We start from the raw sequence: 25,382 nt of genomic DNA, 5'->3' as shown, positions 1-25,382 counted from the left end.
GCACTATCGCTTTTGCAGTGCTCAAGAACAGCACGGGGGAAGCGACAATGCAAAACGGGTATGCACGATACTATGGTCAATGAAGCTCTTCTCGAACTCGCCGCTGATATCATCACGGCGCATGTCAGCAACAACACGGTCGAGGCGGATCGCCTTCCGGCCCTGATCCAGTCCGTCTACGGCTCGCTCGCGAAGTTGGGGCACACGCCCGAGCCGGTGGAAGAACAGCGCAAGCCCGCAGTTTCGGTGCGCTCGTCGGTCAAGCCGGATACCGTGACTTGCCTGGAATGCGGCGAAAAGCTGAAGATGCTCAAGCGCCACCTCACCACCGATCACGGCCTCACGCCCGAGGACTATCGCGCCCGCTGGAACCTGCCGGCGGACTATCCGCTGGTCGCTCCGGAATATGCCCAGCGCCGCAAGGAACTGGCCCACAAGATCGGCCTTGGCCGCAAGCCCAAAGCCGCCGCCCCGGAACCGGCGAAGGAGCAGGCTCCCGCAAAGCCGAAAAGGGCAAGCCGCAAGAAAGTGGCAGAGGCAGCCGAAAGCGAGTGATCGATCCGACCGGAGGCTGGGTCATCCCTCACCCCAGTTCCGGCAAAGCCCGATCGGCACACAAAAAAGCCGCTTCGTTTCAGCGAAGCGGCTTTTTTGCTTTTACGCGTTTTTCGGAATGTTTCAGCTTCCCGCCACCGCCGCATCCAGGAAAGGCTGCACCCGCAGGCGCGGAAAAACCTCTTCGAGCGGTTTGATATCGGGCATCACGTAAACGTAGCCGCCCTTCTTCTGAAACAGCGGCGACACGCCCTTGTTGTAGAACACCTTGGGTACGTTGATGCAGCCGAACGTGATCCGGTTATCCTCGATGGTCTTCGACAGCATCCTTTCGCGCCGCTTCTCCTTAGGGTTTCCCGTAGGAATCGTATGGAGCGCAACCGAAGTCGCGTAGTCTACCCAGAGAACCTTGTGGTTCCCGGCAGCCACCCCGAACTTTGCCAGGAACCGACCGGCAGGCGTGGTGCGCTCCGCCGGACCGATCTCGGAAAGAGACTTGGAACCGATGCCGGGCGTGGCCTCGTCACCGGGGGCAATCCCGATCAGCACCGGTGCATCGCTCAGGGCCTTCCCCTTGGCACTGAACAGATAGGCCCGCGCGGCTTTCTTGTCGATCACCACGTAAGGAAGCGACCGATTGTCCCCCGAAGAAGCGATCCAGTCGATGACCCGCCTTGCTTCCTCCGACCCTTCGAACTGCTTCTCTTCGGAGGCTCCTTCCTCGGGTCCAGTCTTGAGCCCAGCCTCAGGCCCAGTCTCAAGCAGGGCCGAGGACGCCGATGCGGCAGCCCTTTCCACTGCAACGGCAGGCACGGAAAGAAGCAGCGCGAGGCTAGCTCCGCATAAAACGCCGAGGCCGGCCATCGCCGGACGGAGGTTGGTCATGATCTGAATGCACTCACGGCAGCGACCGGCGCCGGAAAACAACCGACGCCGGGACACGGTATTTCATATCCAGCCGGGCCGACAAGCGACCCGGCCAAACAGCTCAGTTGCGGGCGCGCTTACGCTGGGCCTGCTGCAACTGCTGCTCCACGCCATCGACGCGGGCGTTCAGCTGATCAAGGCGCTGGCCGTTCTGCTGAGCCTGACCGGAAGCGGCCTGCGCTTCGGAAAGGGCCTGCTGCGCCGTGGTGTCGGTGGCCTGAAGCTTCGTTTCGAGCCCATCGACCCGTTGGTTAACAACCGCGACCTGCTCGCGCACGAAACCCTTGGTGGCACAGCCACCCAGACCCAGAGCGCCTACCAGCATTACGACCGCGGGGGCAAGTTTCGTCATAGACGGCGACATGGATTTCCTCCAGTTGGTTAGTATCAGTGGATTTTCCCAAGCTCACTATCGCGATTTCGACAATGCGATTCTGTCCGACTGTGCATCCTGTCAGTCGAGTTGACGCGAGAGGATACTTCAAGGCCAAGAACGTTTCCAGCCAAATTGTTCCGTTGGAAGAATAAATACTTTTAGTGCATGGATTTGTTCATGCGCATGCCTACATGCCGTGGCGCAGATGCGCTCGGTCCTCGTCCGGCTATTCCTCCCGCAGATCACGTTTCATCGCGCCGCTGTTAGGCTGGGTATGAAACTCTGCGGATGGACTCTATATGAACAAAACGCTTCACAAGCGCCTTTGGTGCCAAAGCCGCGAAAAGCTCCGGTTCGTGATCGCGATCCCTCGCAGGCTCGATGCTTCCGCCTGATTAGAAAATGCTCAAGGCGAAAATCAAACTGCTCCGTCATCGCTAAGGCACCCGCTTCATTGCCCTGGATGCCGCTCAAGGAGATCACACCAGATGACGAAATTCGGCACACGGCATGGATCTGCAATGGTCGCGGGCCTTCTGCTCGCATCCTGCGCAGCCGTTCCGCCCCATACCACCCAATACCCTGCCGATCAGCCCACCGCCCTGCCCGCCGAGACCATCGCGATCGCGGTCGGCCCCTGCTTCGGGTTCTGTCCGGTCTACGACTTGCGCATCGACCCGGACGGGTCGGTAACTTTCGAAGGACAGCGGCACACCACCGTACTCGGCGAGCGCCGCCGCGCGGCGGGCCCGGAAAGCTACAAGTCCCTGGCCGCCGATCTCGCACCCTATCGCCCGGAAACCGGTAGCACGGCCACCATCGATTGCCAGTCGGCCATCAGCGATACCGCCACCTACACCATCACCTGGACCGACCCGCGTGGCGTCAAAACGATCGCCCAGCACCGGCGCGGTTGCTCCGGCGGGCCGGGCCAAGCCCTGGATAGCCTGCTCGACGGCGTGCCGGGGAGGCTAGGCGTGGCGGAATGGGCCAGGCAAATCACCCGGCCCGGCTCATCGCGCGGTTGATCAGGCTGGCTTGCGCGCGATGGCGATAGCCTTGCCCAGCATTTCGGCCGTCGCCGCGCCGGGAAGCAGATAGGAGCCGACGACCATGGCCGGCGTGCCCGCTATGCCCAGGGCTTCGGCATAGTGGGCCGTCCTCGCCAAAGCTCCGTCGATCTCGGCCTTGTGCGTCGCGAGGTCGGATTTCAGGCGCCGCATGTCGAGACCGGCCCGTTGCGCCGCAGACTGAATCGCCGGTGAATCGAGCCGCCCGCTCGTCGCCATCAGCGCATCGTTGAATGCGGCATGCTTTCCCTGATAGCGTGCCGCCATCGCGGAGCGCGCCGCCTCCACCGAAGCCGCGCCGAAGATCGGCCAATCGCGGTAGACCACGCGAACTTTCCGATCCTGACGCAGGACTTCCTTCAGGGCGCCATGAAGCTTGCGACAATAGGGGCACTGATAATCGGAGAAGACGACCACGGTCACATCGTAGTCCGGCGGGGTCACGCTCGGCAGGACGGCATCGTTCTGCAGGGCCTTGAGCATGCCGGGGCCCTCGGGCGCACCGCCGGCGGCGGCCAGGGCGGGAGAGGCCATTGCGCCCATCCCCAGGGCCAAAGCCAGGGCCGCCACGAAGCTGGCGGAACCAAGACGCCGCCGGTACCTGATCATTCGCATTCCTTCCTCACCAGCCCCCGGGGCGGATCGACATCCGGCCTAGAAGCAAATGCACGCCCGAAAGGCCACCCCGAATTTCCGGCGCAGTACGCCAACACCGGCAGAGCCCATCTATACCTTGCCACGAAGCCATTCGAATGATGCCATTTATGAGTTCACGGCCTAGAATGCCGCCGCCGAAGTTTCGAAAGACAAACCGCGCGTGAGCAGAACCGACAAACCCTCTCCCGAAGCCTTTCTGCGCGCCGCCGCACAGGAAGGTCGTGGCCGCCTGAAAGTCTTCCTGGGGGCTGCTCCGGGCGTCGGAAAGACCTGGGAAATGCTCACCGAGGGGCGCCAGCGCCGTGAAGCGGGGGTGGATGTCGTGGTAGGCGTGGTCGAAACGCATGGCCGGCGCGAAACGGAAGCACTGGTCGATGGGCACGAGATCGTTCCACGCCGTCAAATCCACCATCAGGGCCACAGCTTGAGCGAGATGGATGTGGACGCCATTCTTGCCCGCCGTCCGCAGCTCGTGCTGGTGGACGAACTGGCGCATACCAATGCCGGTCAAGAGGGCGAAAGCGGCAATCGGCACCCCAAGCGCTATCAGGACGTGGAGGAGCTGCTCGATGCCGGCATCGATGTCTACTCCACGCTCAACATCCAGCACGTGGAAAGCCTGAATGACGTCGTCGCTTCGTTCACACGGGTCCGGGTGCGGGAAACGGTTCCCGACAGCATCCTCGAACAGGCCGAGATCGAAGTGGTGGACATCCCACCCGACGAACTGATCGAGCGCCTCAGGGACGGCAAGGTCTACATCCCGCACGAGGCGACGCGCGCCCTCGCCCATTTCTTCTCGAAATCCAACCTCACCGCCCTGCGCGAACTGGCGCTGCGCCGCGCTGCCCAGGCCGTCGATGCGCAGATGCTGGAACACCTCGGCGCCCAGGCCCTGGCAGGCAACTTCGCGGTAGGGGAACGCATCGTCGTCGCCGTCAACGAACTGCCTCACGCCGCGGGGCTGGTGCGTGCGGGCAAGCGACTTGCGGATGCCTTGAAAGCACCATGGACCGCCGTCCACGTCGAAACCCGACGCGATGCGGCATTTTCCGACACCGAGCGGCAGCGCCTCGCAGACACCCTGGCGCTCGCTTCCCGCCTTGGCGCATCGACCGCGAGTATCCCCGCCGCCGGCGTGGTAGAAGGCCTCAGCGATTTTGCGCTGGAAGCGCGCGCGACCCAGATCGTGATCGGCAAGTCGACCCGTTCCTGGTGGTTCGAGATGCGTCACGGATCGGTAGTCGATCGTCTGGTCCGCACGATCGGCGATGTGGCGGTTCATGTGCTGCCCGGCGACGCGCGCACAAACGACACCGGATCGAAGCACGCCGATCAAGCGAGGCCATCCGCCCAGCTCGCGGCGGGCCCCAGCCGATGGGGGAAGCTTTCCGACTATCTCTGGTCGCTCGGTGCAGTACTGGCCATGACGGCGATCGGCCGCCTGCTGCTGGAGGCGATCGATCTCGGCAACATTGCCCTGCTCTTCCTGGTGCCGGTAATGTTCGCCGCCGCCACCTTCAGCCTGCGCGCCGGGCTCTTCGCCGGTATATCCGCCAGTCTGGCCTACAACTACGTATTTCTGCCACCCACCGGCAGTCTGACCGTGAGCAATCCGGAGAACGTAGTCAGCATCCTCGTGCTGCTCGGCGTGGCGGTGGTCACCAGTCAATTCGCCGCCCGAGTGCGGGCCCAGGCCGACATCGCATCCTCCAGCGCGCGCCAGAATGCCGCCCTCGCCGGCTTTTCCCGACAGTTGACGCTTGCCGCCACGCGCGAAGAGCTGATGCCCGCGATCTGTGCGGAAATCGGCCGCCTGCTCGATGTCAGGACGGTGCTTCTCCTGCCCTCGACCGACGGTCCGACGCTGGCCGCCGCGGTGCCGCCCGAGGACCGGCTGGAGCAGATCGAGCGCGCCGCCGCGCAGTGGGCCATGGAGAATGCCCAGCCGGCCGGGCGGGGATCGACAACGCTGACCGCATCGGACTGGCTGTTCCACCCGCTGCGCACCACGCGCGGCGTGCTCGGCGTACTCGGCCTCGCGCGCATGGACGCCCGAGATCCGCTGCGATCGGACCAGACGCCGTTGCTGATGAGCCTGCTGGATCAGGCCTCGATCGCCTTCGACCGCATGGCGCTGGAAGAGGAAAACATCGCCTCCCGCCAGATAGCCGAACGCGATCGCCTGCGCGCGGCGCTGCTTTCCTCGGTCAGCCACGACCTGCGAACGCCGCTCACCACCATCATCTCGGCCGCACAACAGTTGCGGAACGATCCTTCCGCCACCATCGCACCGGAGCTGGCCGAGACGGTGGAGGCCGAGGCGCAGCGCCTCAACCGGTTCGTCGCCAACCTCCTCGACATGGCGCGCGTGGAAGCCGGCGCTCTGCCGATGAAGGTGGAGCCCACAGACCTGTTCGATGCCGTTGCGGGCGCCGCACACGATACCCGCACCGCGCTCCACGGCCACGAAGTCCAGCTCGACATCCCGGCTGACGTTCCACTGGTGCGGGTGGACCCGGTCCTGCTCCACCATTGCCTGATCAACCTGCTCGAAAATGCCGGCCGCTATGCGGATCCCGGTTCGCCCATCGTGATCCGCTGCCAGCGCGAGGCGCAATCCCTGGCATTGTCGGTGATGGATCACGGCCCAGGCATTCCGGCCGGACAGGAAGATCGCATCTTCGAAACCTTCACGCGCCTCGAAGGCTCGGATCGCGTTCGCCACGGTACCGGATTGGGCCTCGCGATCGTCAAGGGCTTCGCGCAGGCCATGGGCCTTTCCGTGCAAGCCGCCACCAACGAAGAACCCCGCGGCGCCTGCTTTACGATCCACATTCCGCAGGCGTTGATTCTCGCCGAGACGAAAGTGGCATGAATCACAGATAGTTACGCGCCCCTAGAGCGTTTCAATCCTCTCGGGTGCAAGCCGCCCAAGCAGGAGATCGCGGGCGGCCAACCAATTTCCTCTTAATCGCCCGGCCCGATCGATCCACGGTTCAGGCTTGAGGGTCCGCACATGATTGGCAACAACATTACGGACGATCAGCCGCGCTGCAAATCCGAAAGACATCGTGCCCTTACGCACGAGGTAGATCGGGTTGATCACCTGCGAATAGCCCAGTCTTACTCCGGAGGTACGTCCATACTTTACGCCCTGATGGACTCCGGAAAAAGCGAAGGTCTTCACGATGCGTCCCCGCGAAGAGAGCGACGACGCAAAATCCACGTCTTCCTGCCATCCGTAAAGTCGAAGGCGCTCGTCAAACCGCGACATACCGATAGCGGAAGCCCGATAGACCATGTTGCAGCCGTAGAGCCCCTGAAGACTGGTAACGATGCAGTTCGGACTGAACCTCCTGAGTTCGTGCCCCGCGATCAGATCCTTGGCCTGGTCGAACGACAGCCCCGGACCGTTGATGCCGTCCCGAATGACATTCCCGGTAGCCCCCACCACGTCCGGATGAGAGCCGAAAAATTCTTTGATGCGAACTATGCTGTCGGGTGAAGGAACGAAATCGTCATCGTAGAATACGACAAGGTCATAAGCACCGCCAACCGAGTCCAGGGCACGGTTACGCTGGGCACACAGGCCCTTCGTCCCGCGAAGAACCCGCACATCCGACCGGTCTGCATAACCGGACGGCAAATCGGCGTCGCTGACGACTGAAAATACCAGCAGATCAGGCGGACATGTTTGCTCCGACATAAGTCGATGCATCTGTTCGACCAGTTGCGGCCTGCCAAGAGTGGCCACCACAACGGCAATGCTGAGATGCGTTCCATAGCCGTCCGCACTCATAAACCTATCCCCGAAATCGAAAGAACGGCCGCTGAGGGGCAGTTTGCAGAGATCGAACTTCCGCCACTTGCCGGGTACGGACGGTGACCATATCCGCACCCTCCCGGCATCCTGGCCAAGTGGCTCCTGCATGTGCCGGCATCCGGCCCCGCGCCCGCTTCGTCGTTGCCAGATCTCGCATGTTTCATAATGGCAGCTCGTGAACTTCGCGTAGCACCCGTGCCGGGACGCCGCCCACCAGCGTCTTCGGCGGGACGTTTCGTGTGACTACGGCACCCGCTGCCACCACGGCTCCTCTCCCGATCGTCACGCCGGGCAGGATGATCGCGCCGGTGCCGATCCAGACGTGATCATGCACCACCACGGGGGCCGTGATCGGGCCCCGGCTGCGGCCTTCCTCGAAGGCCAGTTCGTGCGAGCTCGTCTCGAAAGAGACGTTTGGCGCAATCTGCGCAAAGCGCCCGATCGTGATGCCGCCTTTTCCTCCGAAGCGGATGTTCGAATTGAGAAAAGAGCGCGAACCGATAGTGATCCTTCCTCCGGTGCCGGGCGGCGTGATCGTGACCGGCCCCATGACGATCACTTTGGACGACAGCTTGAGGCCTGCACAGCGCAGCGCCTCGTGACGAGCTCGCGTACCGATCCGGCCTTTCGGCAAATGGTTTGCGAGCCACAGGAAAAGCGCCTCTCTCAACATCCAGTGCACTCCTGCAAATCGCCCTTGTCCAACCTTGCGGCTGGGAAAGCCTGTCCTTCGCGCCCTGTAACGGCAAGACTCGTTTCGATCCGAAACCGTATCGTCTGCCAAAGGACCAATCCAAAACGGCTCAAAGACTTGGGCCGAGCCATTTTGCTTCAAACCAATTATTGCACTGGTTGGGATACCGGCTGGAGGGGCGACGTATCCTGCTTCATCGCGTCGAAATTGAAAGAGTATTCCAGTTGAACCTGAGCCCTCGACACGGTATCGTTTTTCGCTGCGCGATCCAGCGCGTCCAGCAATGGCCTCAAAGGCATGCCCGCCAATTCGCCAAGCGGATGCGTAGGGCTATTCGCAAAGGTAGCGGAGTCACGTGAGAACATCTCGACCCGCAAGATGCCCGCGTCTCGCAGGACGTTGACGTGAAGAACATATGCGTCCGCACGCGCCTGAACCGCCGCCGTCCGCGCGGAAAGCAGATCGTTCGTCACATCCAGAACATCGCGCAAGGTGCGTATCCCCGCCGTTTCCTGGCGCTTGACGCCGTCTACCGCTCGCTCGGCGGCTTCCACCGCGGCCGTGAAACGAGGCAACGAAGCTTGAGCCGCATCCAACTGCGACCAATCCGAAGCCAACCGCTCCCGCATATCTCGCCTGGCCTGCTCGACGAACTGCTGATCGGCGAGATTGCGATTCTTCGCAGCGCGGAGGTTCGCGGACATTTGCCCGCCCGAATAAAGCGGCATCGTCATTCTCACACCGGCCGTCACAGATTCCTGCCGATAGCTGTTCTGGTAGGGCGTAACCGGCGTGCGCAGCGCGGATGCATAGGCGCCGATCTGCGGCATCATCTCCGCCCGGGCCGACGCAACCGCGGCACGAGATCCTGCCTCTGCAAACCTGAAAGCCGCCAAGGAGGGGTTGCGGGTCTCGGCCTGCTGATAGAGCACTTCCAACGCCGGCAGATCGGGCAAGATGGGTAGAGGAGCGAGTTCAGCAGGATAATGCCCGACAAGATTGCGATAACGCGCGGCACTCGTTTCCACATTGGCGCGGGACGAAATGACACGCCCCGCCGCGAGTTCCAGGCGGTTTAGGGTCTGGTCCACGTCGGGAGCCGTCGAGTCCTGCAATCTATAGCGCGAGATGGTTTGATCCCGCTGCTTGAGCAAAAGATCGTAAATCTCGATGGCGACGCCGTATATCTCGATATCGCGCTTCAGGAATACATAGGCGGTCACGACATCGGAAATGGTCAGTTGACTGCTTTCCTCCAGTCGCGCCTGCACGGCCAGCGCGTTGGCTCTTGCCGCATCGACACCGGAGGAAAGTCTTCCGGAGGTGAACAGCGGCTGCGAAAGAGTCAGTTCAGCCGTCGTGCCAAAGCCATCGTCGCGCGCAGGCAGAATCCCTCCTCTTATGCGCGCATCCCTGTATTCATGCTGAGCCGAAAGCGTAAGGCTAGGCCCATAGGCGCCTTGAGCCTGCACTACCCCTTCATCCGCGGCACGGCTTATCTCTCGTGCACCGGCCAAGGCAGGGTTATTCCGATAGGCATTCCCGATCGCGTCCGCGAGCGTCTCGGCACGTCCAGCCGGGATCACAACGAGACAGACAAACGGCGCTACCCAGCAACTTCGCCATCCTACCAAGTATTACCCCCTAGAACCGACGTTAAGCCCCGCTCTTTCGACGATCGAACGCGCCGAAACTGATCAATTCCCGCTAGAGGTCTATCGCCTCTCCTGTTTTAATGCAGCGAGAGATTGTTCCAGACAGGACGCAATTGCCGCGCAACTGGGCAAGACCCTAACGAAATGGAAGGTCAGGGCCGCAGATGCATGTTGATCTGAAAACACAACGTTCCCGCGGCGCTGTCCGGAAGCCATGACCATGTTCGCCATACGCCTTACCGCCGAACTGAAGACCGCGATTTCGCCGTTAAAGCGGGCTCTGGTGCCCGTCCTGATCATCAGCAGTATCTACAACGTGCTGCTGCTGTCCGGCTCATTCTTCATGCTGTTGGTCTATGACGACGTGCTGCCCAGCCGAAGCGTGCCTTCGCTTGTCAGCCTGCTCATGCTCGTGATTGTCGCTTATGGTTTCCAGGCCCTCCTTGACGTGACGCGGGGTCGCATCATGGTCCATCTTGGATCTTTTTTCATGAGATCGATCAGCGGGCGCGTGCTCGACGTGATTTCTCGCTACGAACTCTCGCGTGGACAAATGCCCCAAGGCACCCAGATCGTGCGCGATGCCGAAACGGTGCGTGCCTATCTGTCCGGCCCGGGGCCGCTGGCAATCCTCGATCTGCCGTGGATTCTGGTCTATCTTCTGGTCCTCAGCGTATTTCACTGGAGCATAGGCCTTCTCTCGCTGGTCGGCGTGGCCGTTCTGGTGGTGCTGATGCTCGTCAACAACCGCATCACCGCGCCGCTCGCACAAGCCACCATGCGCACTTCCGCCAGCCGATTTGCCCTGGCCGAAACAACGCGTCGTAACGCGGAAACGCTGAAAGCCTTGGGAATGGCGAATGCGCGCAGGCGCCAATGGGCAGCGCTCGATGCGGAGTATCTCCAGGCCAACGACCGCTTCTCCTACATCTCCAGTACTCTCAGCGGCGTCACGAAATCGTTCCGGATGTTTCTGCAATCCGCCACCCTCGCGCTAGGCGCCTTCCTGGTGATCGAGGGAAGCGCCTCGGGCGGCGTCATCATTGCCGGATCGATCCTCTCCGCGCGGGCCCTGGCGCCGGTGGAGCAAGTTATCTCCAACTGGAAAGGCATGGTCGCGGCCCGCCTCGCTATCGCTCGGATGCGAGAGCTGTTGGAAGCTGTTCCCAACCGGATAGACCCGATGGGGCTGGAGCAGCCCCATCGCGATCTTGAGGTCCGGGGCATTACGGCCGCTCCTCCCGGCCGGCAGAAGATCACTATCGCGGATGTGACTTTCAAGCTCTCGGCAGGGGATGCCCTCGCGGTGGTGGGTCGCAGCGGTTCGGGGAAAACTTCGCTTGCGCGCGTACTCTGCGGCGTTTGGCCCAGCCTGCGCGGATCGGTGCGCCTGGATGGAGCCACGCTTGATCAATGGCCCTCAGATCAGATCGCCGATATCGTCGGATATGTGCCGCAGACCATCGAACTTTTCGAAGGCACCATCGCGCAGAACATCTCGCGATTTCGCGATTCCCCGGACCGTGATGCCATTATCCAGGCCGCCCAGGCCGCCGATTGCCACGATCTGATCGTAAGGCTCGAGGAGGGTTACGACTACCTGATCGGCCCCCAAGGCAGTGGCTTATCGGCAGGGCAGCAGCAACGCATTGCTTTGGCGAGGGCGCTCTACGGCCAGCCGTTCCTTGTCGTTCTCGACGAACCGAACAGCAATCTCGACTACGAAGGCGAAGCCGCGCTGGCAGTGGCGATAACAGGTGTTCGCGAGCGAGGCGGGATCGTGGTCGTCGTCGCACATCGGCCCGGCATCGTCGCCAACGTCAGCCATATCATGGTGATGAACGGAGGACGGGTCGAACGGCTGGAAACGCGCGCCGAGTTCGAGAGACGCGTTCGCCCATCACAAGGCATGTCCGACCGAAGCGACGCAAAAACACAAGACATCGAGCCTGCACTGGAGGCCAAGGGATGATGCAGGCGATACCTGTTCCAATACCGGCGGAAAGACCGCCCGCGCCGGCAATTACCGCGCGAGACGATCGCGACGTCGGTTTGTCCAGACTTGTCAGGTTCGGCTTAATCTCCGTGGCCGTCCTCGTTCTAGGGGCCGGCGCCCTGATCGGCATCCTGCCCATGGCCGGCGCCGTGATTTCGCCTGGCGAAGTAACGGTTGAAACCCATGTGAAGGAAATATCGCATCCCTTCGGCGGCGTCGCTGCTGAAATTCTGGTCAGCGATGGCGACCGGGTGCGCAAGGGACAGCCGCTGATCCGCCTCGATAGCCAGGTCTCCGGTGCAGTCGCCCAGTATACCGGGCTAAGCCTTAACCAACTTCTCGCAAAAGCTGCACGCCTACGGGCGGTCCAGGCTGGCGCCACGCGGGTCGATTTTCCGAAAGAGCTCGAAAACGCCAGCCTGAACGATCCGGACGTGCGGACGGCTCTGGAGGACGAACGCCGCAGCTTTAGATTGGCTAACGATGCCCGAGTGGATCAGGTTCGCCAGTTACACGCCCGCATCGGCCAGGCCGAAGCAGAGATCGCGTCCTTCAACAGTCAGGCCGACGCCTATCGACGGCAGTCGGGCCTGGTCCGACAGGAACTCCAACAGACGCGCCAGCTCTACGAGAGCAGGCTGACCACACTGGACCGGCTTAACGCTCTGGAACGTTCTGCCGTCGGCATGGAGGCGCAGCGCTTCACCGCCCGTTCGGGAGTAGCCGAAGCATGGGCCAGAATCGCCGAATTGAGATCGCAGATCGTCTCAGTGGAAAGCAGTGCCAGAAGTGCTGCCGCTCTCGAACTCGCACAGGTCCAGGCGACCATTTCGGAATTGCGCAAGGAAAGCGTGGCAGCCGTCGATCAAAACGACCGAACGGTGATCCGCGCGCCGCAGGAAGGGATCGTCGACAAGCTTCAAACCCGAACTCTTGGCAGCGTGGTTCGCGCAGGCGAGACACTGATGGAGATCGTACCGTTACGCGATCGACTGGTAGTGCGTGCCCATGTGAAATTGACCGACATCGACAAGGTTTCCCAAGGGCAATCGGCAAGGCTTCGGTTTACGGCGCTTAACGCCCGTACAACGCCGGAGCTGGAAGGGACCGTTGTTCAGGTCGCAGCCGATCGCACTGTCGATACGGTAACGAACAACGCGTTCTATCCGGTGACTATCGCCATTTCGGATGAAGAACTCCTGAAGCTGGACAAAGCTCGAATTTCCGTTGGCATGCCTGTAGAAACCTTCATTCAAACGGAACAAGGCACCATCCTTCAATACATAATCCGCCCCCTTTCGGATCAATTGAAGCGCGCTCTTCGTGAATAATTGGGTAATAGGTCTTAGACAGGTTCCCTAGGACAAATTTCAAAACGCGAATTTCTGAAAAGGTCGATTGCGAGTTGCGGATAGTCTCTTCGTAGACCCCTTGCGCAATCACAACCAAACACAACCACTGCAACGCAATACCTCCAGAGCGAGAGACTGTTCTCGCCTGGACGCGGCTGCCCGAAAACGAGACCCCTTTGATGCGCTATATGATCGGAGGCTTGGTGACATGCAGCTTAGCGGTGGGGCCGGGCATCGCTATGGGCCAGGCGGTCGGGTCGGGCACCTCGATAATCATCTCGCCGCAGCTCGACCGGATCGACGTCGCAGGGTCGCGTATCGAACCGGAGTTCCATTCGACGCCGCTTCCTATCGGTCCGCTCGGCATCCAACCTGCAATGTCCGTTGTCAGCGGATACACAAGCAACGTGTTCAATCGTCCTGACAGTCGATCCGACGCCATGCTCCATCTCATGCCCGCTTTTCGTGTGAGCACCGACCTTGCGCCCCATCGGTTGGATCTGGGTGCCAGAGGCACGATCCGCCGTTTTGGGAAGTTCACTTCCGAGAACAGCGAAGAATTCGATATTATCGGAAATGGCATCATGAAGTTGTCGAACAATGGGCAATTGACTGCATCCGCAGACTTTGCGCATCTCATCGAAGCCCGCAGCAGCTTCGGCACCGTGCTCGAAGCAGCCGAGCCGATCAGTTACCAACAGTGGGGAGGCAATCTCGGCCTCGACCTGGAATTGGGCAGTTTCCGTCTGGCCCCGTCGATGAGTTACCAGCAGCTGGATTACAATCGCCTCTCTTTGGAGAACGGCCAGAACATCGATGTATCCTTCCGTGACACACAAACGATCCGCGGAGACCTCCGGATAAGCTACGACTTTTCAGGAATGATCTCCGGTTTCGCGTCGGGCTCGCTTTCGGACATTCGATCCACCTCGGCAGCTCGGGATATTCGGCGGGATGCTCGGAGCATTACCGCCGCGATCGGTATGAAAGGCGAACTCACGCCCCTGCTTTCTGGCGAAGTAAGCCTGGGCTACCAATCACGAGAATATGAACTTCCGATCTATCGCGATTTCTCCGGCGTAACTTTCGCAGCTGACTTGCAGTGGTATGTAACGCCTTTGGCGACGCTGCACCTCCGGGCCGGCCGCGCGTTTCAAAACAGCGGCTACCGCGAAGTCGCCGGCATTCTGACCGATACCATCGCTCTCACCAGCTACTATGATCCACTTCGCAATCTGCGCGTAAGCCTTTCCGTAAGCTATGAAAGAGGGCGCTATCGCGAAGTGGACACAAGGACCAGCCGGCAATCGATTCGCCTCAACGCTGAGTATCGATTGAGCCCGCTTCTTTCCATCGGCGGATACGTCTCCATCGTCGATCAGAATGTCCAGGGAACACCGCTCGCCGGTGCTTTCACCTCCGCCTCTGGCGGCCTCGGCATTTCCATTACGCCATGACCGATCTTTGCAATAAGGAGCCAAGCTCTTGAACCTTCCCGCGATTTATGAGCCGTCAGGCACGGTTCCGCAGGTTCTGGCAGAGAATGCCGGTTCCGTGCGTTATTCCGAAGATCAGATAACCGTGCGTTATCTCTTCGCCATGATGCGACGCCGACGGGAAGCATTCTTCCTCACCGTTGCCATATGCGTGCTGGTTGCCCTTCTATGGACCACGGCACTGCCACGCATTTATTCGTCTACGGCGGACGTGGTGATGATCACGACGCCCACCCAGGTCGTGCCGCAAGAGCAGGACGGCGGCGCTCCGATCCCGATACGGTCCGAAGATGTCGAGACGCAGATTCAGTTGATCGCCTCGCGACAGATGGCCGCTCAGGCGCTCGACGCCACGGGTTTGACCGAAGATCCCCAATTCGTTTCGGACGTTGCGACGCCGCGCTCGTCGATCGGCAACCTTCTTGCATCGATGGGTATCGATCCCGCCCCGGCCACCGGAGGCCCAAAGATCGGCGCTGCTGCCTTGCGGGAAAAATCGATCACATACTTGCTCAAGAGGCTCAGCGTCGCACGCATCGGCGACTCCTTCAACTTGCGCATCTCCTTTACAGATTCAGACGCGCAGCGCACCGCAACTGTAGCAAACGCTTTTGCGCGCCTCTATACGACTGACGACGCTCGCGAACTTGCGCGCACCAATGCCACTGCCGCGCAAGTCCTCAAGGGCCGGGTCGATGAGCTTCGCAAGGCAGCCAACAGTGCTTTTGCAGCGGTGCAAAGCTATCGCATCAGCACCGGCCTGCTCAGTTCCGCTGCTACCAGCCTGACAGAACAGGAAATCTCGACTTACAATCAGCAGATCGCGCAAGCACGCGCCGAAGCTGCACGAGACTCCGCCGCCCTGTCCAGCGCCCGGCGACAGTTGCACGCCGGCGGGGCAAATGGCGTCGGCCAAGGCGTAAACTCTTCCGTCGTGACATCGCTGCGCAGCGAGCGCGCGCTGCTGGTCATCAAGGAGAGAGATCTTTCGCAACGCTATTTCGACAACAACCCTGATCTTGTCACCGTGCGGCAGCAGATTGTCGACATTGACCGACAGATTGCCGCGGAAGTAACGCGCTCGATCAAGGCGTTGGAAAGCACGGCCGATACTTCCACGCAGCGTCTCTCCTCACTCCTTGCGAGCCGAAGCGGCACACGATCGCAACTCAGCACGGACAATACCGCACTGGTTTCGCTTGCCGATCTCGAAAAGCGGGCGGAGGCCACCCAGGCGCTGTATCAATCCTACCTCGAACGCTACAACGCCGTTGTAGCGGGAGCGGGATCGGAGCAGCCAACGGCGCGTTTGATTTCCGAGGCGAACAAACCTCTCTTGCCGATTTCGCCCAATCTCCCCATCAACCTGGCGCTTGGGCTGGTCGTCGGCGTGCTTCTGGGGGCCATGCTGGCGGTCCTTTCGGAACTGTCCTACCGCGGCTTCACGACGCTTGACGATATCGAGAATCGTCTGGGATTTCATGCGCTGGGCTTCATACCGTTGCAGCGCTCCGTGGAACCGCACGTGAACACGCCGCTCGATTCCATGAGGGACCATCCGAATGGCGCATTTGCCGAAGCGTTTCGCAACGTCATCGTCTCGGTGCGTCAGTCCAGTCCTCGATCGGGCAAGGTCATCGCGATCACCTCGGCGCTTCCTGGAGAAGGGAAGTCAACGATCGCGGCCTGCATGGCCCGTTCGCTGGCCATGGCGAACGAGCGGGTCGTCGTCGTGGATTGCGATGTCGTACGCGCGCACCTGAGCAAACAGTTCGACCTCGTGCAGGGGGAGCCGGGGCTTTATGAGGCGCTGCATTCCGAAAGCAGGGACATCGCCCATTACCCCGATCCTGACTCACCCTTGCGCATCATTCCGATCACCCGCCCGTTCCCAAAGGGAGAACGCCTGACCGAACAGGGGCGCCTTCATCGCGTGATCGCCCGGTTGCGTGAAGAGTTCGACGTGGTTGTTCTGGATTGCCCGCCCATCCTGCCCATCGCGGAATCGCGCGAGATCGTGTCCCGCACCGATAGCGTCGTTCTTGTGGTGCATTGGCGGAAAACGATGGACAAAGTGGTCAAGGCCGCCATCCGCCAATTACCCGCTCGCGCCCTGAAGGGGCTGGGTGTGGTCTTGAACAAAGTGGACATGGAAAAGCAGGCTCGCTTCGGAGGCAGCGATATCTCCAGCTTCTACAAAAGCTATCGTGGGTATTATTCATGAGCCACGTCTTTGGAAGCTTCGGTCGCGTTGCGCTGATCCACTATTGGCTCGTATCTATGCGGGGCGGAGAGCGTGTTCTGGAGCGGCTGCTCGATCTTTTCCCGCATGCCGACATTTTCACGCACGTCTATGCACCAGATCGTGTCTCACAGAAGATCCGAGCCGCGAACGTGCGCCAGACTTTCATTGGTGCGCTTCCCGGTGCACGCCGGCACTATCAGAAATACCTTCCGTTCATGCCCATGGCACTGGAAGAACTGGATCTTCGTGGATACGATCTCGTTATCAGCAGCGAGTCAGGGCCTGCAAAGGGCGTCATCACCAGCCCCGATGCCCTGCACTTGTGTTACTGCCATTCTCCGATGCGGTACTTGTGGGATCACTACCACGACTACAAATCTTCCGCCAATATCCTGAACAGAGCGATAATGCCTTCCGCCTTCCACCGGCTTCGCCAGTGGGACGTAAGTTCCGCCAATCGCGTGGACGGCATCGTGGCGAACAGTTCCTTCGTAGCCCGCCGTATTCGCAAGGCCTGGGGCCGGACAGCTACGGTGGTGCATCCGCCCGTCGCGATAGACGCTTTCCAACAGGCATCGGACGTCACCGATCGTTATCTCTGGATCAGCCAGATGACCCCCTACAAGCGGGCCGATATCGCCCTTGAGGCATTCAACCGGTTGGGCGTGCCGGCGCTGATGGTTGGCGACGGCGAAATGTTCAAGACCATCGCTGCGCGCGCCGGCCCTAACGTGGAGGTCCGCAAGCACCTCTCATTCGAAGAACTGAAGCGGGCCTATGCCACAGCCAAGGCGCTGGTATTCACGCCCGAAGAAGACTTCGGGATCGTTCCCGTGGAAGCCAATGCATCCGGCCGCCCCGTCATCGCATTCGGGCGCGGCGGCGTCACCGATTCAATCGTCGATGGTGAGACCGGCCTGTTCTTTCGCGAACAGACCGTCGATTCACTGTGTGACGCCATCCTCAGGCTCGAAGCCTGGCTTCCATCCTTCAAACCGCAGGTCGCGATGGAAAATGCTCGCCGGTTCGCCCCCGAAGTGTTCGATCGCGGCATTCTCGCTGCGCTCGAAGCACTGCGTCCCTCGCTCGCTCATGGCGCCAGAATTGCGCCGACCCTTCTTCAGGAGTCTTGATGGTGAAGCCTTTCCTTGTGCTCTTCTTGAGCTTGTTCATGGCTGGCTGCGCCGCGTCACCAACCGGGGAACTGCCGCGCATCGATCTCGTCCAGCAAACGCTGGCGCCCGGTGACAGGCTTAAGCTGGACGTCTTTCGCGAAAAGGATATGTCAGGCGAATATGTCATCAATGACGAGGGCAACCTTGGCCTTCCACTTGTCGGCACGGTAAAGGCGGCCGGCAAGACGCTTCCGGACTTGCGAAGGGAACTTACCGACCTCCTGCGCGAAGGCTACGTGCGCGACGCAAGGATAACGCTGGACGTGGTCGGTTTCCGGCCCATCTATATTCTGGGTGAAGTACAGAAACCGGGCGAATATACCTTTTCAGAGGGAATGTCCGTCCATGCTCTCGTCGCCAAGGCCGGTGGCTTCACATACCGGGCCAACCAGAACGTCGCCCATGTCCGTCATGCCAACGAGGCCGCAGAACGTGCCTATCGGCTGACCAGCGGCGCGGCCATTCAGCCGGGCGACACCGTGCGCATCGGGCCGCGTTTCTTTTGATGGAGCCACCGCGCATCATGGCAAACGGCATAGATCGCGTCGTGCTGCTGCATGACTTCAGCGAGCCGTTGGGCGGTGCATCTCACCTTGTTCAGGTTCTGCTGAACGGTCTTCGCGAACGCGACATTCCCGTCACGTTCCTGACCGGGGATGCGGGCCGGAACTTCCGCCGTGATGACGTCGATCTTGTTGCTTTGTGCGGCAAGCCGCTTCTGGAACGGTCACGAATTGGCGCCTTCACGACAGGTTTTTTCAACCCGGCAGCGCTCTTGCGGTTGAATGCATGGATTCAGCGGCATGACACGCCCGGCACGGTCTATCATCTCCATGGCTGGTCAAAGATTCTGACACCGGCCATATTCGGCGCGCTTCGCAAGGTAGCGCATCGCGTGATCCTGCATGGGCACGATTACTTCAACGGTTGCCCCAACGGTGCCTTTTTCGATTATGCGCGTGGAGAAGATTGCACTTTGCAACCGCTTTCGCGCGCCTGCCTTCAGCGCCAATGCGACAAGGCGTCACGCGCGCAGAAGCTGTGGCGGACAAGCCGCGAAATTGCGCGACGTGGTGCCCTGTCCGGCGGCACGAACGTCAACCGCATGCTGCTGATCCACCCCGGCCAGACGCAGCAATTCCTGCTCGCGGGCTGGCCCGGGCACAAACTTGCAGCGGTTCGCAATCCCGTGACGCCACTGACCCGAGAACGGGTTCCTGCCGAAGCTCATCGCGGCGTCATCTTTATCGGCAGGATATCGCGGGAGAAGGGAGCGGATCTGGCGGCAGCGGCGGCAGCTAAAGCCCAGGTTCCGATCACCTTCGTAGGGGATGGGAGCGAGATGGATGTGGTCCGCCAGATCAACCCCGCGGCCGTTCTGCTGGGTCGGCAGGACCGTCAGGGCATGGCACAGGCGATATCGAAGGCACGGGTGGCGGTCATGCCAAGTCGCTGGTCGGAACCGTTCGGCCTGGTCGCGCTGGAAGCCATCGGCTCCGGCGTGCCCGCCATCATCAACCATCGCGCCCTTATCGCAAACGAAGTGCACAGCCGCGGGATCGGCCTTTCTCTCGACACCGGAAACTTAGACGAGTTCGCGCGCGCGCTGCGAAACATTCATGCCGACGACGAGCATGTATCCGCAATGTCCCATGCGGGGCACGGCCATTATCTGGAACTCTGCAACACGCCGGAGGATTGGATCACCCGGATCATCGAGCATTATCGGGAAGTCCTGGGTTCTTCCGGCGATCGGAGGGATGCCGATCCGGTTTCGTCTACGTTCCCGGCCATGGGTCATCGCCAATCAGCCGGGGTGCCAAGAGAGCGGGATTAACGCTTGTCGGATCATGGCAGCGCAAAGGTACACTGGCATAGCGTTCAGCGGGGAAGCTCAAACCGCGCCATCCAGGCGCCTGAATGGCGAACAACTTAAGCCTAGTCACCGTCTGGGCCGCCGGTTGCGTAACCAGGCAATTTGCTGCGAGATGGAGGATATGCGGCGTCGCTCATTTAAACTGCGCTTGGCCTGAGAGCCCACTTGAAAAATACCCGCAAGCGCATCTCAGATGTGGGCCGGCAAGCTTTCAAGCGGCCTCCAAGCAGCCCAGCGCCGCGGTCAGAACCGCGCTGAGCCATTTTGCCTCAAACGTCGATGGCGTGGTTCGTGGCCCGTCGCATGCGCTGCACCACCCCCTAGGCCGTCGCCCGCCATCAGCGCCTATCGCGCGCTTGCCGCCAGCGCCGATAGCCGAGCACGGCCAGCCCGATCATCGCGGCATAGAGGCCTGCCGTGAGCCAGAGTTCCTTGAACACGAACATGCCGACGTAGATCACGTCCACCACGATCCACAGCAGCCAGCTTGCCGCATGGCGCCGCGCCGTCCAGTATTGGGCGACGAGGCTGAAGCTGCTCAACCCCGCATCCATCCACGGCAGTGCCGCGTCCGTATAGCGGCTGGTGATCCAGCCGATCGCAAGCCCGCCCATGGCGCCGATCGTCAGGCCCACAACCGCCCGTTTCGCGGGCAGCGGGCTGACGATGACATCTCCCGCCTCTTCCCTTCCCCTGATCCACGATATCCAGCCATAAAGGATCGCCAGCCCGAACAGCGCCTGCAAGACCATGTCGGAGTAGAGCCGGACTTCCAGGAACAGCTTGAAGTAGAGCCCGCACGCCAGGAGGTTGACCGGCCAGCACAGCAGGCGACGCCCTGCGGTCAGCCAGATACCGAGAAAACTGACAGCCACGGCGACGATTTCCAGCAAGGACATCAGGCCGAGACTCCGGCATCGTCGGCTCTACCATGGTCCGCCCGCGCCCCACGCGCTCCCGATTTCAGGGCGCCGAGGAAATCTCGTCCGGGGCGGGAAAGAAACCAGTCTGCATGGTCGATGAGATAGTCCTGCCAGGCAAGCTTCGCCTGGTCGCGATCGTCCAGAACGCCGACGAAATAATCGACTTCGGACAGCGCAAATTCAATATGCACCAGCGGCAGGAGCGCGAGGACCGTTTCCACCTCGGCCGCGGAAATCGGCAAGACCGATCGGTAGCCCGCAAGGATGGCGCAGGCGGCATCGGCGTCTCCGGTCCGGTCCAGCACATCCAGCCACGGGATGGCGCTGCGCTCGATCGCCGTAGCCAGATCGTGAAGCGCACAGGTTCTGGTCGCCAGCCCAAAGTCGATCACGCTGTCGACCGTGCCGTCATCGGACCAGAGCAGGTTGGAAGGATGCCAGTCGTTGTGGGTCCACATGCCCGGTTGGCCTGCCAGTGCTGCCGAGAGGTCCGCTCCACCCAGCGCCGTCAGGAGCCGGTCCAATTGCTGCCGCCACGGCTGGTCCGCCAGATAGCCTGCAAGGGCGGGGCGTGCCGCGATATAGCCCTCGGCGGCTGCCAGCGGATCGCGCGCTGGCAGGATGGTGAAGCTGGCGACCAGCGGATGGTTCGCGCGCGGCCCTTCCGCAAAATCGCGGGCGGCCTGATGCAGGCGCGCCAGCGCCGCTCCCGCCGCGAAGGCATGGCCCTGCTCGATGAAAGGGGTCCAGGATTGACGGTCCCGATAGAGATCACGCCCCGGCGCCTTGCGCAGAAGTTCGTAGGTCCATTGCCCCTGCGCCACCGCTCCCCTGCCGTCCGTGGCCAGAACCTCGGGAACCGACAGGCCTTTCGCGCGCAAATGCGCCATGAAGCGATGCTCTTCCGCCAGCGCGGCGGGGCTTCGGAGCGAGCGGTGGTGCCGCTTGAGAAAGAACGTGCCGTGCTCCGTGCGAAGCAGCGCCGCCGCCGAAAACGGCCGCGGCGAATGCCATTGCAGGTCGAGCGCCTGCCCGGCCTGCGGAAAGCGGGCAAGGATCGCTTCCGCTTCCGCGAGAGTGATCGCCGGCCAGGCGGGCGCTTCCAGCTCGGTGCCCATGCCATGCACCAGATGGTCGTGCACTGGGTGGGATGCCCCCGCTGTTCCGCTCCGGCCGCTCACGATCAGAAGGCGCGGCTCAATGTCACCACGAAGGCGCGACCGCTGCCCACGTAGTAGCTTGGCGCCGAACCGGCGATCAACCTGCCGTTTCGTCCGAGCGTGTCCTGCGCATTGCTGCTGATGGAATAGACGCCCGACAGCACATGCGGATTGGTCACGTTGATGGCGTTGAGCCGCAAATCCATGCGCTGGGCATCGATCAGCCCGGCAAGATGCACGCCCACCGACAGGTCCAGCGTGGCATAGCCCTTGATGCTTTCATCGTTCATGAAAGTTGCATACTGGCGGCCCACGTATTTCAGCGCGGTGCTGCCGAACAGGCGACCGTCATCGTAAGTCGTGCCCATGGCGAACTGGAAGCGGGGGCTGGATACCGCGCGCTTGCCTTTCGTGGGCAGGAAATCGCCGCCTACCGGCAGGTCGTCGTCCAGCCGGGTATGCAGGTATTCGCCGGAAAGATAGACGCTCATGCCCTTGGCCGGGCGATAGTCGATCTCGCCGTCCAACCCGTACGAGGTCTGGCTGCCGCCATTGATCGTCGAGTTGACCAGCGCACCGCCGCTGTTCACCACCGTCGCCACTTGCCGGTTGCGGAAATGGTAATGGAACGCGGTCAGCGAGAACGAGAGGCTGGGGCCTATGTAGCGGTAACCCAGTTCCTCGGAGACCGAATATTCGTTCTTGAGATCGGCGCTGCCGGCAGTGATGATCTGCCCGCCGTAGTAGCGGTTGTAGAGCGCGAACTCGTTCGGCGTGCGGAAGTTGGTGGTCACATTGGCGAAGAGCTGCTGGCGATCGTCGAGCTTGTAGTGCACCGCCGCGCGGGGCAAGGCGGCGAAGCTGCTGGACCTGAGGTCCGACGGCGGGCCGGGCAGATAGTCGCGGCCGTTGCGCAGCACGTTCACCCCCTTGAAGCCGACGTCGAGAGTCAGGCGCGGGGTCACCGCTATGCTGTCGGCCAGGAAGAAGCCCTTGGTCACCGTCTCGGTGCGCGCGTTCTCATAGGCGAGCAGCCGGCCGTCTGCCGTGCGGATGGCCTTGTCCTGGTAGCCCCACTGGTCGAACGGCCGCCCCTGGTCATCGATCGAGGTGTAGGATTGGGTGACGCGATCGGTGCCGTAATCGAACCAGAGCCCGGCCGTGATCGTGTGCGCACCGGCCTCAAACGTGAGCTTGCTGACATCGCCGATGCGGAACTGCTTGCCGGTCCAGTTGCCCATGACGGTCGCCACGCCGTCCACCGCGCCGGGCAGCGCGATCGGCTCGGCCAGTTCCTCGGTGCCCAGATAGTTGCCGGTTTCGCTTAGCTGCGTGCCGTAAGGCGCGTTGCCGTGGCCGAGCTGGAGATAGGCAGAGCTGTCGAAGGTCAGCCGGTCGTTCAGCTTCAAATGGATAGGCGCGGCCACGTAGAAGTTGCGGAACGGGCCGCGGTAGAGCCGCCAGTAGTTCGTATTGCCCGCAGTGTAGCGGCTGTCGCGGTTGAAGCCGCGCCCCAGTGCCTTCCAGTCGGCCAGAGTGGGGCTGGGATAGCTCGATGTATTGGCATCGTTGTAGGAGAAGGCGATGCTGGCGCGATTGCCGTCTCCCCATTCGCGCAGGATCTTGGCGTCCACGTGCTGGCGCTTGTCGAATCCTGGACCGCGCCAGTTGTCCGCCCGGTTGTTCGAATAGGACACGAAAGCCTTGAGCCCGCTCGCGCCGATGGTTCCGGTGTCGAAGCGCAGGAAGGCACGGCGTTCGTCGAAGGAGCCGACCGAAAGGTTGACCAGCCCGCCCATGTCGCTCTTCGGGTCGTCCAGCGTGAGCGAGAGCAGCCCCCCCGCCGCCGCCACGACCGGCGCATCGATACTGGCCGAGCCTTGCGCCAGGGCGATCTGGCGCACGTTCTCGGCATCGGCGAACTGCGAGGGATAGGCGACGAAGTAGCCGATGTCGTTCTGCGGCGCGCCTTCCATGACCACCCCGATCTGGTCCTGCCCCAGCCCCCGCAAGGTCAGGCTGGAACTGGTGGAAAGACCGAAGGGATCGCTCGTCGAGACGTTCGCGCCCGGCAGAAGGTTGACCAGCTGGAAGGCGTTGAGGGTCGGCGCCTGCTTGACGATGAAATCGGCGGAGATCGCGCTTATCGCTTTGGGCGCCGTCTGGTCCGGCAGCAGACCCTCGGGATCGGGATGGCCGATCACCTCGATGCTGTCGGGTGCGGCTTCCTCCTCGGTGGCGGCCATGGCGAGCGGCGCGAAGAACAGGGCCGGAATCGCCAGCACGGCGCCGCAGGAATAACGGAAATCGATAGTCACAGTCACGCGTCCACTCCACTCGGAGGGACAACGGATCTGCCGCCAGCCCTCCCTACGCCGGTGTCAACCGGATCAGGTTCAGCGGGTCGTGGTCTGCTGACCACCTCTCAGCCGCGCATGAGCGGCCCCCCGGGGATCAGCGGCCTCTAGGCGTTCGTATGGCTGGTGGGAAGGGGCAATCGTCACGGGACCGTCTTGGGCGCCATCGGTCTATAAAGATACAGAGGCGAGCCCCATCCCCCCCTGCTCGCGCTGAAGTGGCCCACCCGCCTTGATATGGATTTTTGCATGCTGGAATTTCTCAACGACTGGAAGCTTCCCCGGAAGCTCCTCGCCGCCTTCGGCATTCTTTCGATGTTGTTCGCGATCGTGGGCCTCAACGGCCTGATTTCGAGCCGCAAGCTGGATGCGATCGCCCAGAACCATGTGGAACATGGCATCGCCAGCATGTCCGCGCTGGCGGACGTGATCGGCAGCGTCAAGGAGATGCGGATCATCGTCTATACCTACTACGCCGCGGTGAACACGCCGGCGGAAGAGGCGGACGTGCGGCAGCGGTTGGAGAAGACCAAGGCCTCGCTGGCGGCAGCAGTCGAGGAATACCGACAAGTCGCGGACGAGAGCTTCGCGGCGGAGGGCACGGCGCTGGCGGCCAAGGTCGATGCGCTCAACCAGGCCAACGACCACATGTTCGCGGCGCGCACTGCCGGCGATCTGCCAGGCGCCATGGCCGTGCTGAAGGGCGAGGCTCGCACCGCTTCCCACGACATCATCGACCAGACCGAAAAGCTGCTCGATGAATCGCGGGAGCGCTCCAGGCAAAAGGCAGCCGATGGCGCCGAAACCGCCAACTTCGCGATCTGGCTTTCCGGTGGACTTGCCGCACTTGGAATCGTGGGCATCGTGATCATCTGGCGGGTGTTGAACCGCACCGTGGCGGCGCCGATGGGCCGGATCACGCAAGTCACCACCACACTGGCCGAAGGCGGCAAGGTCGAGGTTCCGTTCCGCGAGCGCGGTGACGAGATCGGCGAGATCGCGGAAGCGGTCGAGCAGTTCCGCAGCGCCGCCGAAGCCCGCG

General features: G+C 61.8%; 20 protein-coding genes and 1 riboswitch. Of the genes, 11 read left to right on the top strand and 9 right to left on the bottom strand.

Annotated features, from left to right (window positions below):
- The first annotated feature begins 72 nt into the window (after positions 1 to 72).
- Complete coding sequence (locus RT424_RS14470; RefSeq protein WP_313439559.1) at positions 73 to 555, top strand: MucR family transcriptional regulator; 483 nt, start codon at positions 73 to 75, stop codon at positions 553 to 555.
- A 123-nt stretch (positions 556 to 678) separates the two neighbouring features.
- On the opposite strand, the gene RT424_RS14465 is transcribed toward RT424_RS14470, so the two are convergent.
- Both RT424_RS14465 and RT424_RS14460 read right to left on the bottom strand, forming a co-directional pair.
- Positions 679 to 1,440, bottom strand: coding sequence for a hypothetical protein (locus tag RT424_RS14465; protein ID WP_409521504.1), 762 nt, complete (start codon positions 1,438 to 1,440; stop codon positions 679 to 681).
- A gap of 103 nt (positions 1,441 to 1,543) precedes the next feature.
- The gene (locus RT424_RS14460; protein WP_132267896.1) at positions 1,544 to 1,846 is read right to left on the bottom strand and encodes a hypothetical protein; all 303 of its coding nucleotides are present in this window, start codon (positions 1,844 to 1,846) and stop codon (positions 1,544 to 1,546) included.
- Between the two features lie 500 nt (positions 1,847 to 2,346).
- Here RT424_RS14460 and RT424_RS14455 point away from each other — a divergent pair, with 500 nt between their 5' ends.
- On the top strand, positions 2,347 to 2,886 hold the full coding sequence (locus RT424_RS14455; RefSeq protein WP_313439547.1) for a DUF6438 domain-containing protein: 540 nt from the start codon (positions 2,347 to 2,349) through the stop codon (positions 2,884 to 2,886).
- Here the strand turns inward: RT424_RS14455 and RT424_RS14450 are convergent, their stop codons facing one another.
- Entirely contained in the window at positions 2,887 to 3,537 is a 651-nt protein-coding gene (locus RT424_RS14450) for a DsbA family protein (RefSeq protein ID WP_313439544.1), read from the bottom strand.
- A gap of 208 nt (positions 3,538 to 3,745) precedes the next feature.
- Between RT424_RS14450 and RT424_RS14445 the strand changes: the two genes are divergently transcribed.
- Positions 3,746 to 6,463, top strand: a complete 2,718-nt coding sequence (locus RT424_RS14445; protein WP_313439542.1) for a sensor histidine kinase KdpD — start codon at positions 3,746 to 3,748, stop codon at positions 6,461 to 6,463.
- Positions 6,464 to 6,484: 21 nt separating this feature from the next.
- On the opposite strand, the gene RT424_RS14440 is transcribed toward RT424_RS14445, so the two are convergent.
- The 3 genes from RT424_RS14440 to RT424_RS14430 all read right to left on the bottom strand — a co-directional run bounded on the left by RT424_RS14440 (position 6,485) and on the right by RT424_RS14430 (position 9,691).
- Positions 6,485 to 7,387, bottom strand: coding sequence for a glycosyltransferase family 2 protein (locus tag RT424_RS14440; protein ID WP_313439539.1), 903 nt, complete (start codon positions 7,385 to 7,387; stop codon positions 6,485 to 6,487).
- Between the two features lie 184 nt (positions 7,388 to 7,571).
- Entirely contained in the window at positions 7,572 to 8,246 is a 675-nt protein-coding gene (locus tag RT424_RS14435; protein ID WP_313439536.1) for an acyltransferase, read from the bottom strand.
- A gap of 5 nt (positions 8,247 to 8,251) precedes the next feature.
- On the bottom strand, positions 8,252 to 9,691 hold the full coding sequence (locus RT424_RS14430) for a TolC family outer membrane protein (protein ID WP_313439597.1): 1,440 nt from the start codon (positions 9,689 to 9,691) through the stop codon (positions 8,252 to 8,254).
- Positions 9,692 to 9,974: 283 nt separating this feature from the next.
- Here RT424_RS14430 and RT424_RS14425 point away from each other — a divergent pair, with 283 nt between their 5' ends.
- From RT424_RS14425 to RT424_RS14395, 7 genes are all read left to right on the top strand, one after another.
- Entirely contained in the window at positions 9,975 to 11,732 is a 1,758-nt protein-coding gene (locus RT424_RS14425; RefSeq protein WP_313439533.1) for a type I secretion system permease/ATPase, read from the top strand.
- Positions 11,729 to 13,087: an HlyD family type I secretion periplasmic adaptor subunit gene (locus RT424_RS14420; protein ID WP_313439530.1), complete on the top strand. Its 1,359-nt coding sequence runs from the start codon at positions 11,729 to 11,731 to the stop codon at positions 13,085 to 13,087. The genes RT424_RS14425 and RT424_RS14420 overlap by 4 nt, the downstream gene beginning before the upstream one ends.
- Before the next feature lie 200 nt (positions 13,088 to 13,287).
- Positions 13,288 to 14,565, top strand: a complete 1,278-nt coding sequence (locus RT424_RS14415; RefSeq protein WP_313439527.1) for an outer membrane beta-barrel protein — start codon at positions 13,288 to 13,290, stop codon at positions 14,563 to 14,565.
- Positions 14,566 to 14,593: 28 nt separating this feature from the next.
- Positions 14,594 to 16,828 carry an AAA family ATPase gene (locus RT424_RS14410; protein ID WP_313439524.1) on the top strand — a complete coding sequence of 745 codons (2,235 nt, stop codon included), beginning with the start codon at positions 14,594 to 14,596 and terminating at the stop codon, positions 16,826 to 16,828.
- Complete coding sequence (locus RT424_RS14405) at positions 16,825 to 17,982, top strand: glycosyltransferase (protein ID WP_313439521.1); 1,158 nt, start codon at positions 16,825 to 16,827, stop codon at positions 17,980 to 17,982. The genes RT424_RS14410 and RT424_RS14405 overlap by 4 nt, the downstream gene beginning before the upstream one ends.
- The gene (locus tag RT424_RS14400) at positions 17,982 to 18,530 is read left to right on the top strand and encodes a polysaccharide biosynthesis/export family protein (protein WP_313439519.1); all 549 of its coding nucleotides are present in this window, start codon (positions 17,982 to 17,984) and stop codon (positions 18,528 to 18,530) included. Before RT424_RS14405 ends, RT424_RS14400 begins: the two co-directional genes overlap by 1 nt.
- Positions 18,531 to 18,571: 41 nt before the next feature.
- Positions 18,572 to 19,861, top strand: a complete 1,290-nt coding sequence (locus tag RT424_RS14395; protein WP_313439516.1) for a glycosyltransferase family 4 protein — start codon at positions 18,572 to 18,574, stop codon at positions 19,859 to 19,861.
- 377 nt (positions 19,862 to 20,238) lie between these two features.
- Here RT424_RS14395 and pnuC read toward each other — a convergent pair whose 3' ends face one another.
- The 3 genes from pnuC to RT424_RS14380 form a co-directional block, all read right to left on the bottom strand.
- Positions 20,239 to 20,799 carry a nicotinamide riboside transporter PnuC gene (gene pnuC, locus RT424_RS14390; protein ID WP_313439513.1) on the bottom strand — a complete coding sequence of 187 codons (561 nt, stop codon included), beginning with the start codon at positions 20,797 to 20,799 and terminating at the stop codon, positions 20,239 to 20,241.
- The gene (locus RT424_RS14385) at positions 20,799 to 21,941 is read right to left on the bottom strand and encodes a phosphotransferase (protein ID WP_313439595.1); all 1,143 of its coding nucleotides are present in this window, start codon (positions 21,939 to 21,941) and stop codon (positions 20,799 to 20,801) included. The genes pnuC and RT424_RS14385 overlap by 1 nt, the downstream gene beginning before the upstream one ends.
- Positions 21,942 to 22,006: 65 nt before the next feature.
- Entirely contained in the window at positions 22,007 to 24,301 is a 2,295-nt protein-coding gene (locus tag RT424_RS14380) for a TonB-dependent receptor (protein ID WP_409521505.1), read from the bottom strand.
- 32 nt (positions 24,302 to 24,333) lie between these two features.
- A riboswitch (TPP riboswitch) is annotated at positions 24,334 to 24,443 on the bottom strand.
- A 146-nt stretch (positions 24,444 to 24,589) separates the two neighbouring features.
- Between RT424_RS14380 and RT424_RS14375 the strand changes: the two genes are divergently transcribed.
- Positions 24,590 to 25,382 (top strand): MCP four helix bundle domain-containing protein (locus RT424_RS14375; RefSeq protein WP_313439511.1); only part of this gene is annotated, 793 nt, incomplete at its 3' end.

This window comes from Novosphingobium sp. (genome assembly GCF_032093395.1).
Taxonomy (GTDB): Bacteria; Pseudomonadota; Alphaproteobacteria; order Sphingomonadales; family Sphingomonadaceae; genus Novosphingobium.
Note: the sequence above shows the minus strand (reverse complement) of the source record. Positions and strands in the feature narration are given on the sequence as shown.

What these genes read in the sequence shown, in the direction of transcription:
- RT424_RS14465 (WP_409521504.1), bottom strand. Translation starts at nt 1,440, where the DNA reads ATGACCAACCTCCGTCCGGCGATGGCCGGCCTCGGCGTTTTATGCGGA.
- RT424_RS14420 (WP_313439530.1), top strand. Translation starts at nt 11,729, where the DNA reads ATGATGCAGGCGATACCTGTTCCAATACCGGCGGAAAGACCGCCCGCG.
- RT424_RS14415 (WP_313439527.1), top strand. Translation starts at nt 13,288, where the DNA reads ATGCGCTATATGATCGGAGGCTTGGTGACATGCAGCTTAGCGGTGGGG.
- RT424_RS14405 (WP_313439521.1), top strand. Translation starts at nt 16,825, where the DNA reads ATGAGCCACGTCTTTGGAAGCTTCGGTCGCGTTGCGCTGATCCACTAT.
- pnuC (WP_313439513.1), bottom strand. Translation starts at nt 20,799, where the DNA reads ATGTCCTTGCTGGAAATCGTCGCCGTGGCTGTCAGTTTTCTCGGTATC.
- RT424_RS14385 (WP_313439595.1), bottom strand. Translation starts at nt 21,941, where the DNA reads ATGGGCACCGAGCTGGAAGCGCCCGCCTGGCCGGCGATCACTCTCGCG.
- RT424_RS14440 (WP_313439539.1), bottom strand. Translation starts at nt 7,387, where the DNA reads ATGAGTGCGGACGGCTATGGAACGCATCTCAGCATTGCCGTTGTGGTG.
- RT424_RS14425 (WP_313439533.1), top strand. Translation starts at nt 9,975, where the DNA reads ATGACCATGTTCGCCATACGCCTTACCGCCGAACTGAAGACCGCGATT.
- RT424_RS14455 (WP_313439547.1), top strand. Translation starts at nt 2,347, where the DNA reads ATGACGAAATTCGGCACACGGCATGGATCTGCAATGGTCGCGGGCCTT.
- RT424_RS14460 (WP_132267896.1), bottom strand. Translation starts at nt 1,846, where the DNA reads ATGTCGCCGTCTATGACGAAACTTGCCCCCGCGGTCGTAATGCTGGTA.
- RT424_RS14400 (WP_313439519.1), top strand. Translation starts at nt 17,982, where the DNA reads ATGGTGAAGCCTTTCCTTGTGCTCTTCTTGAGCTTGTTCATGGCTGGC.
- RT424_RS14450 (WP_313439544.1), bottom strand. Translation starts at nt 3,537, where the DNA reads ATGATCAGGTACCGGCGGCGTCTTGGTTCCGCCAGCTTCGTGGCGGCC.
- RT424_RS14470 (WP_313439559.1), top strand. Translation starts at nt 73, where the DNA reads ATGGTCAATGAAGCTCTTCTCGAACTCGCCGCTGATATCATCACGGCG.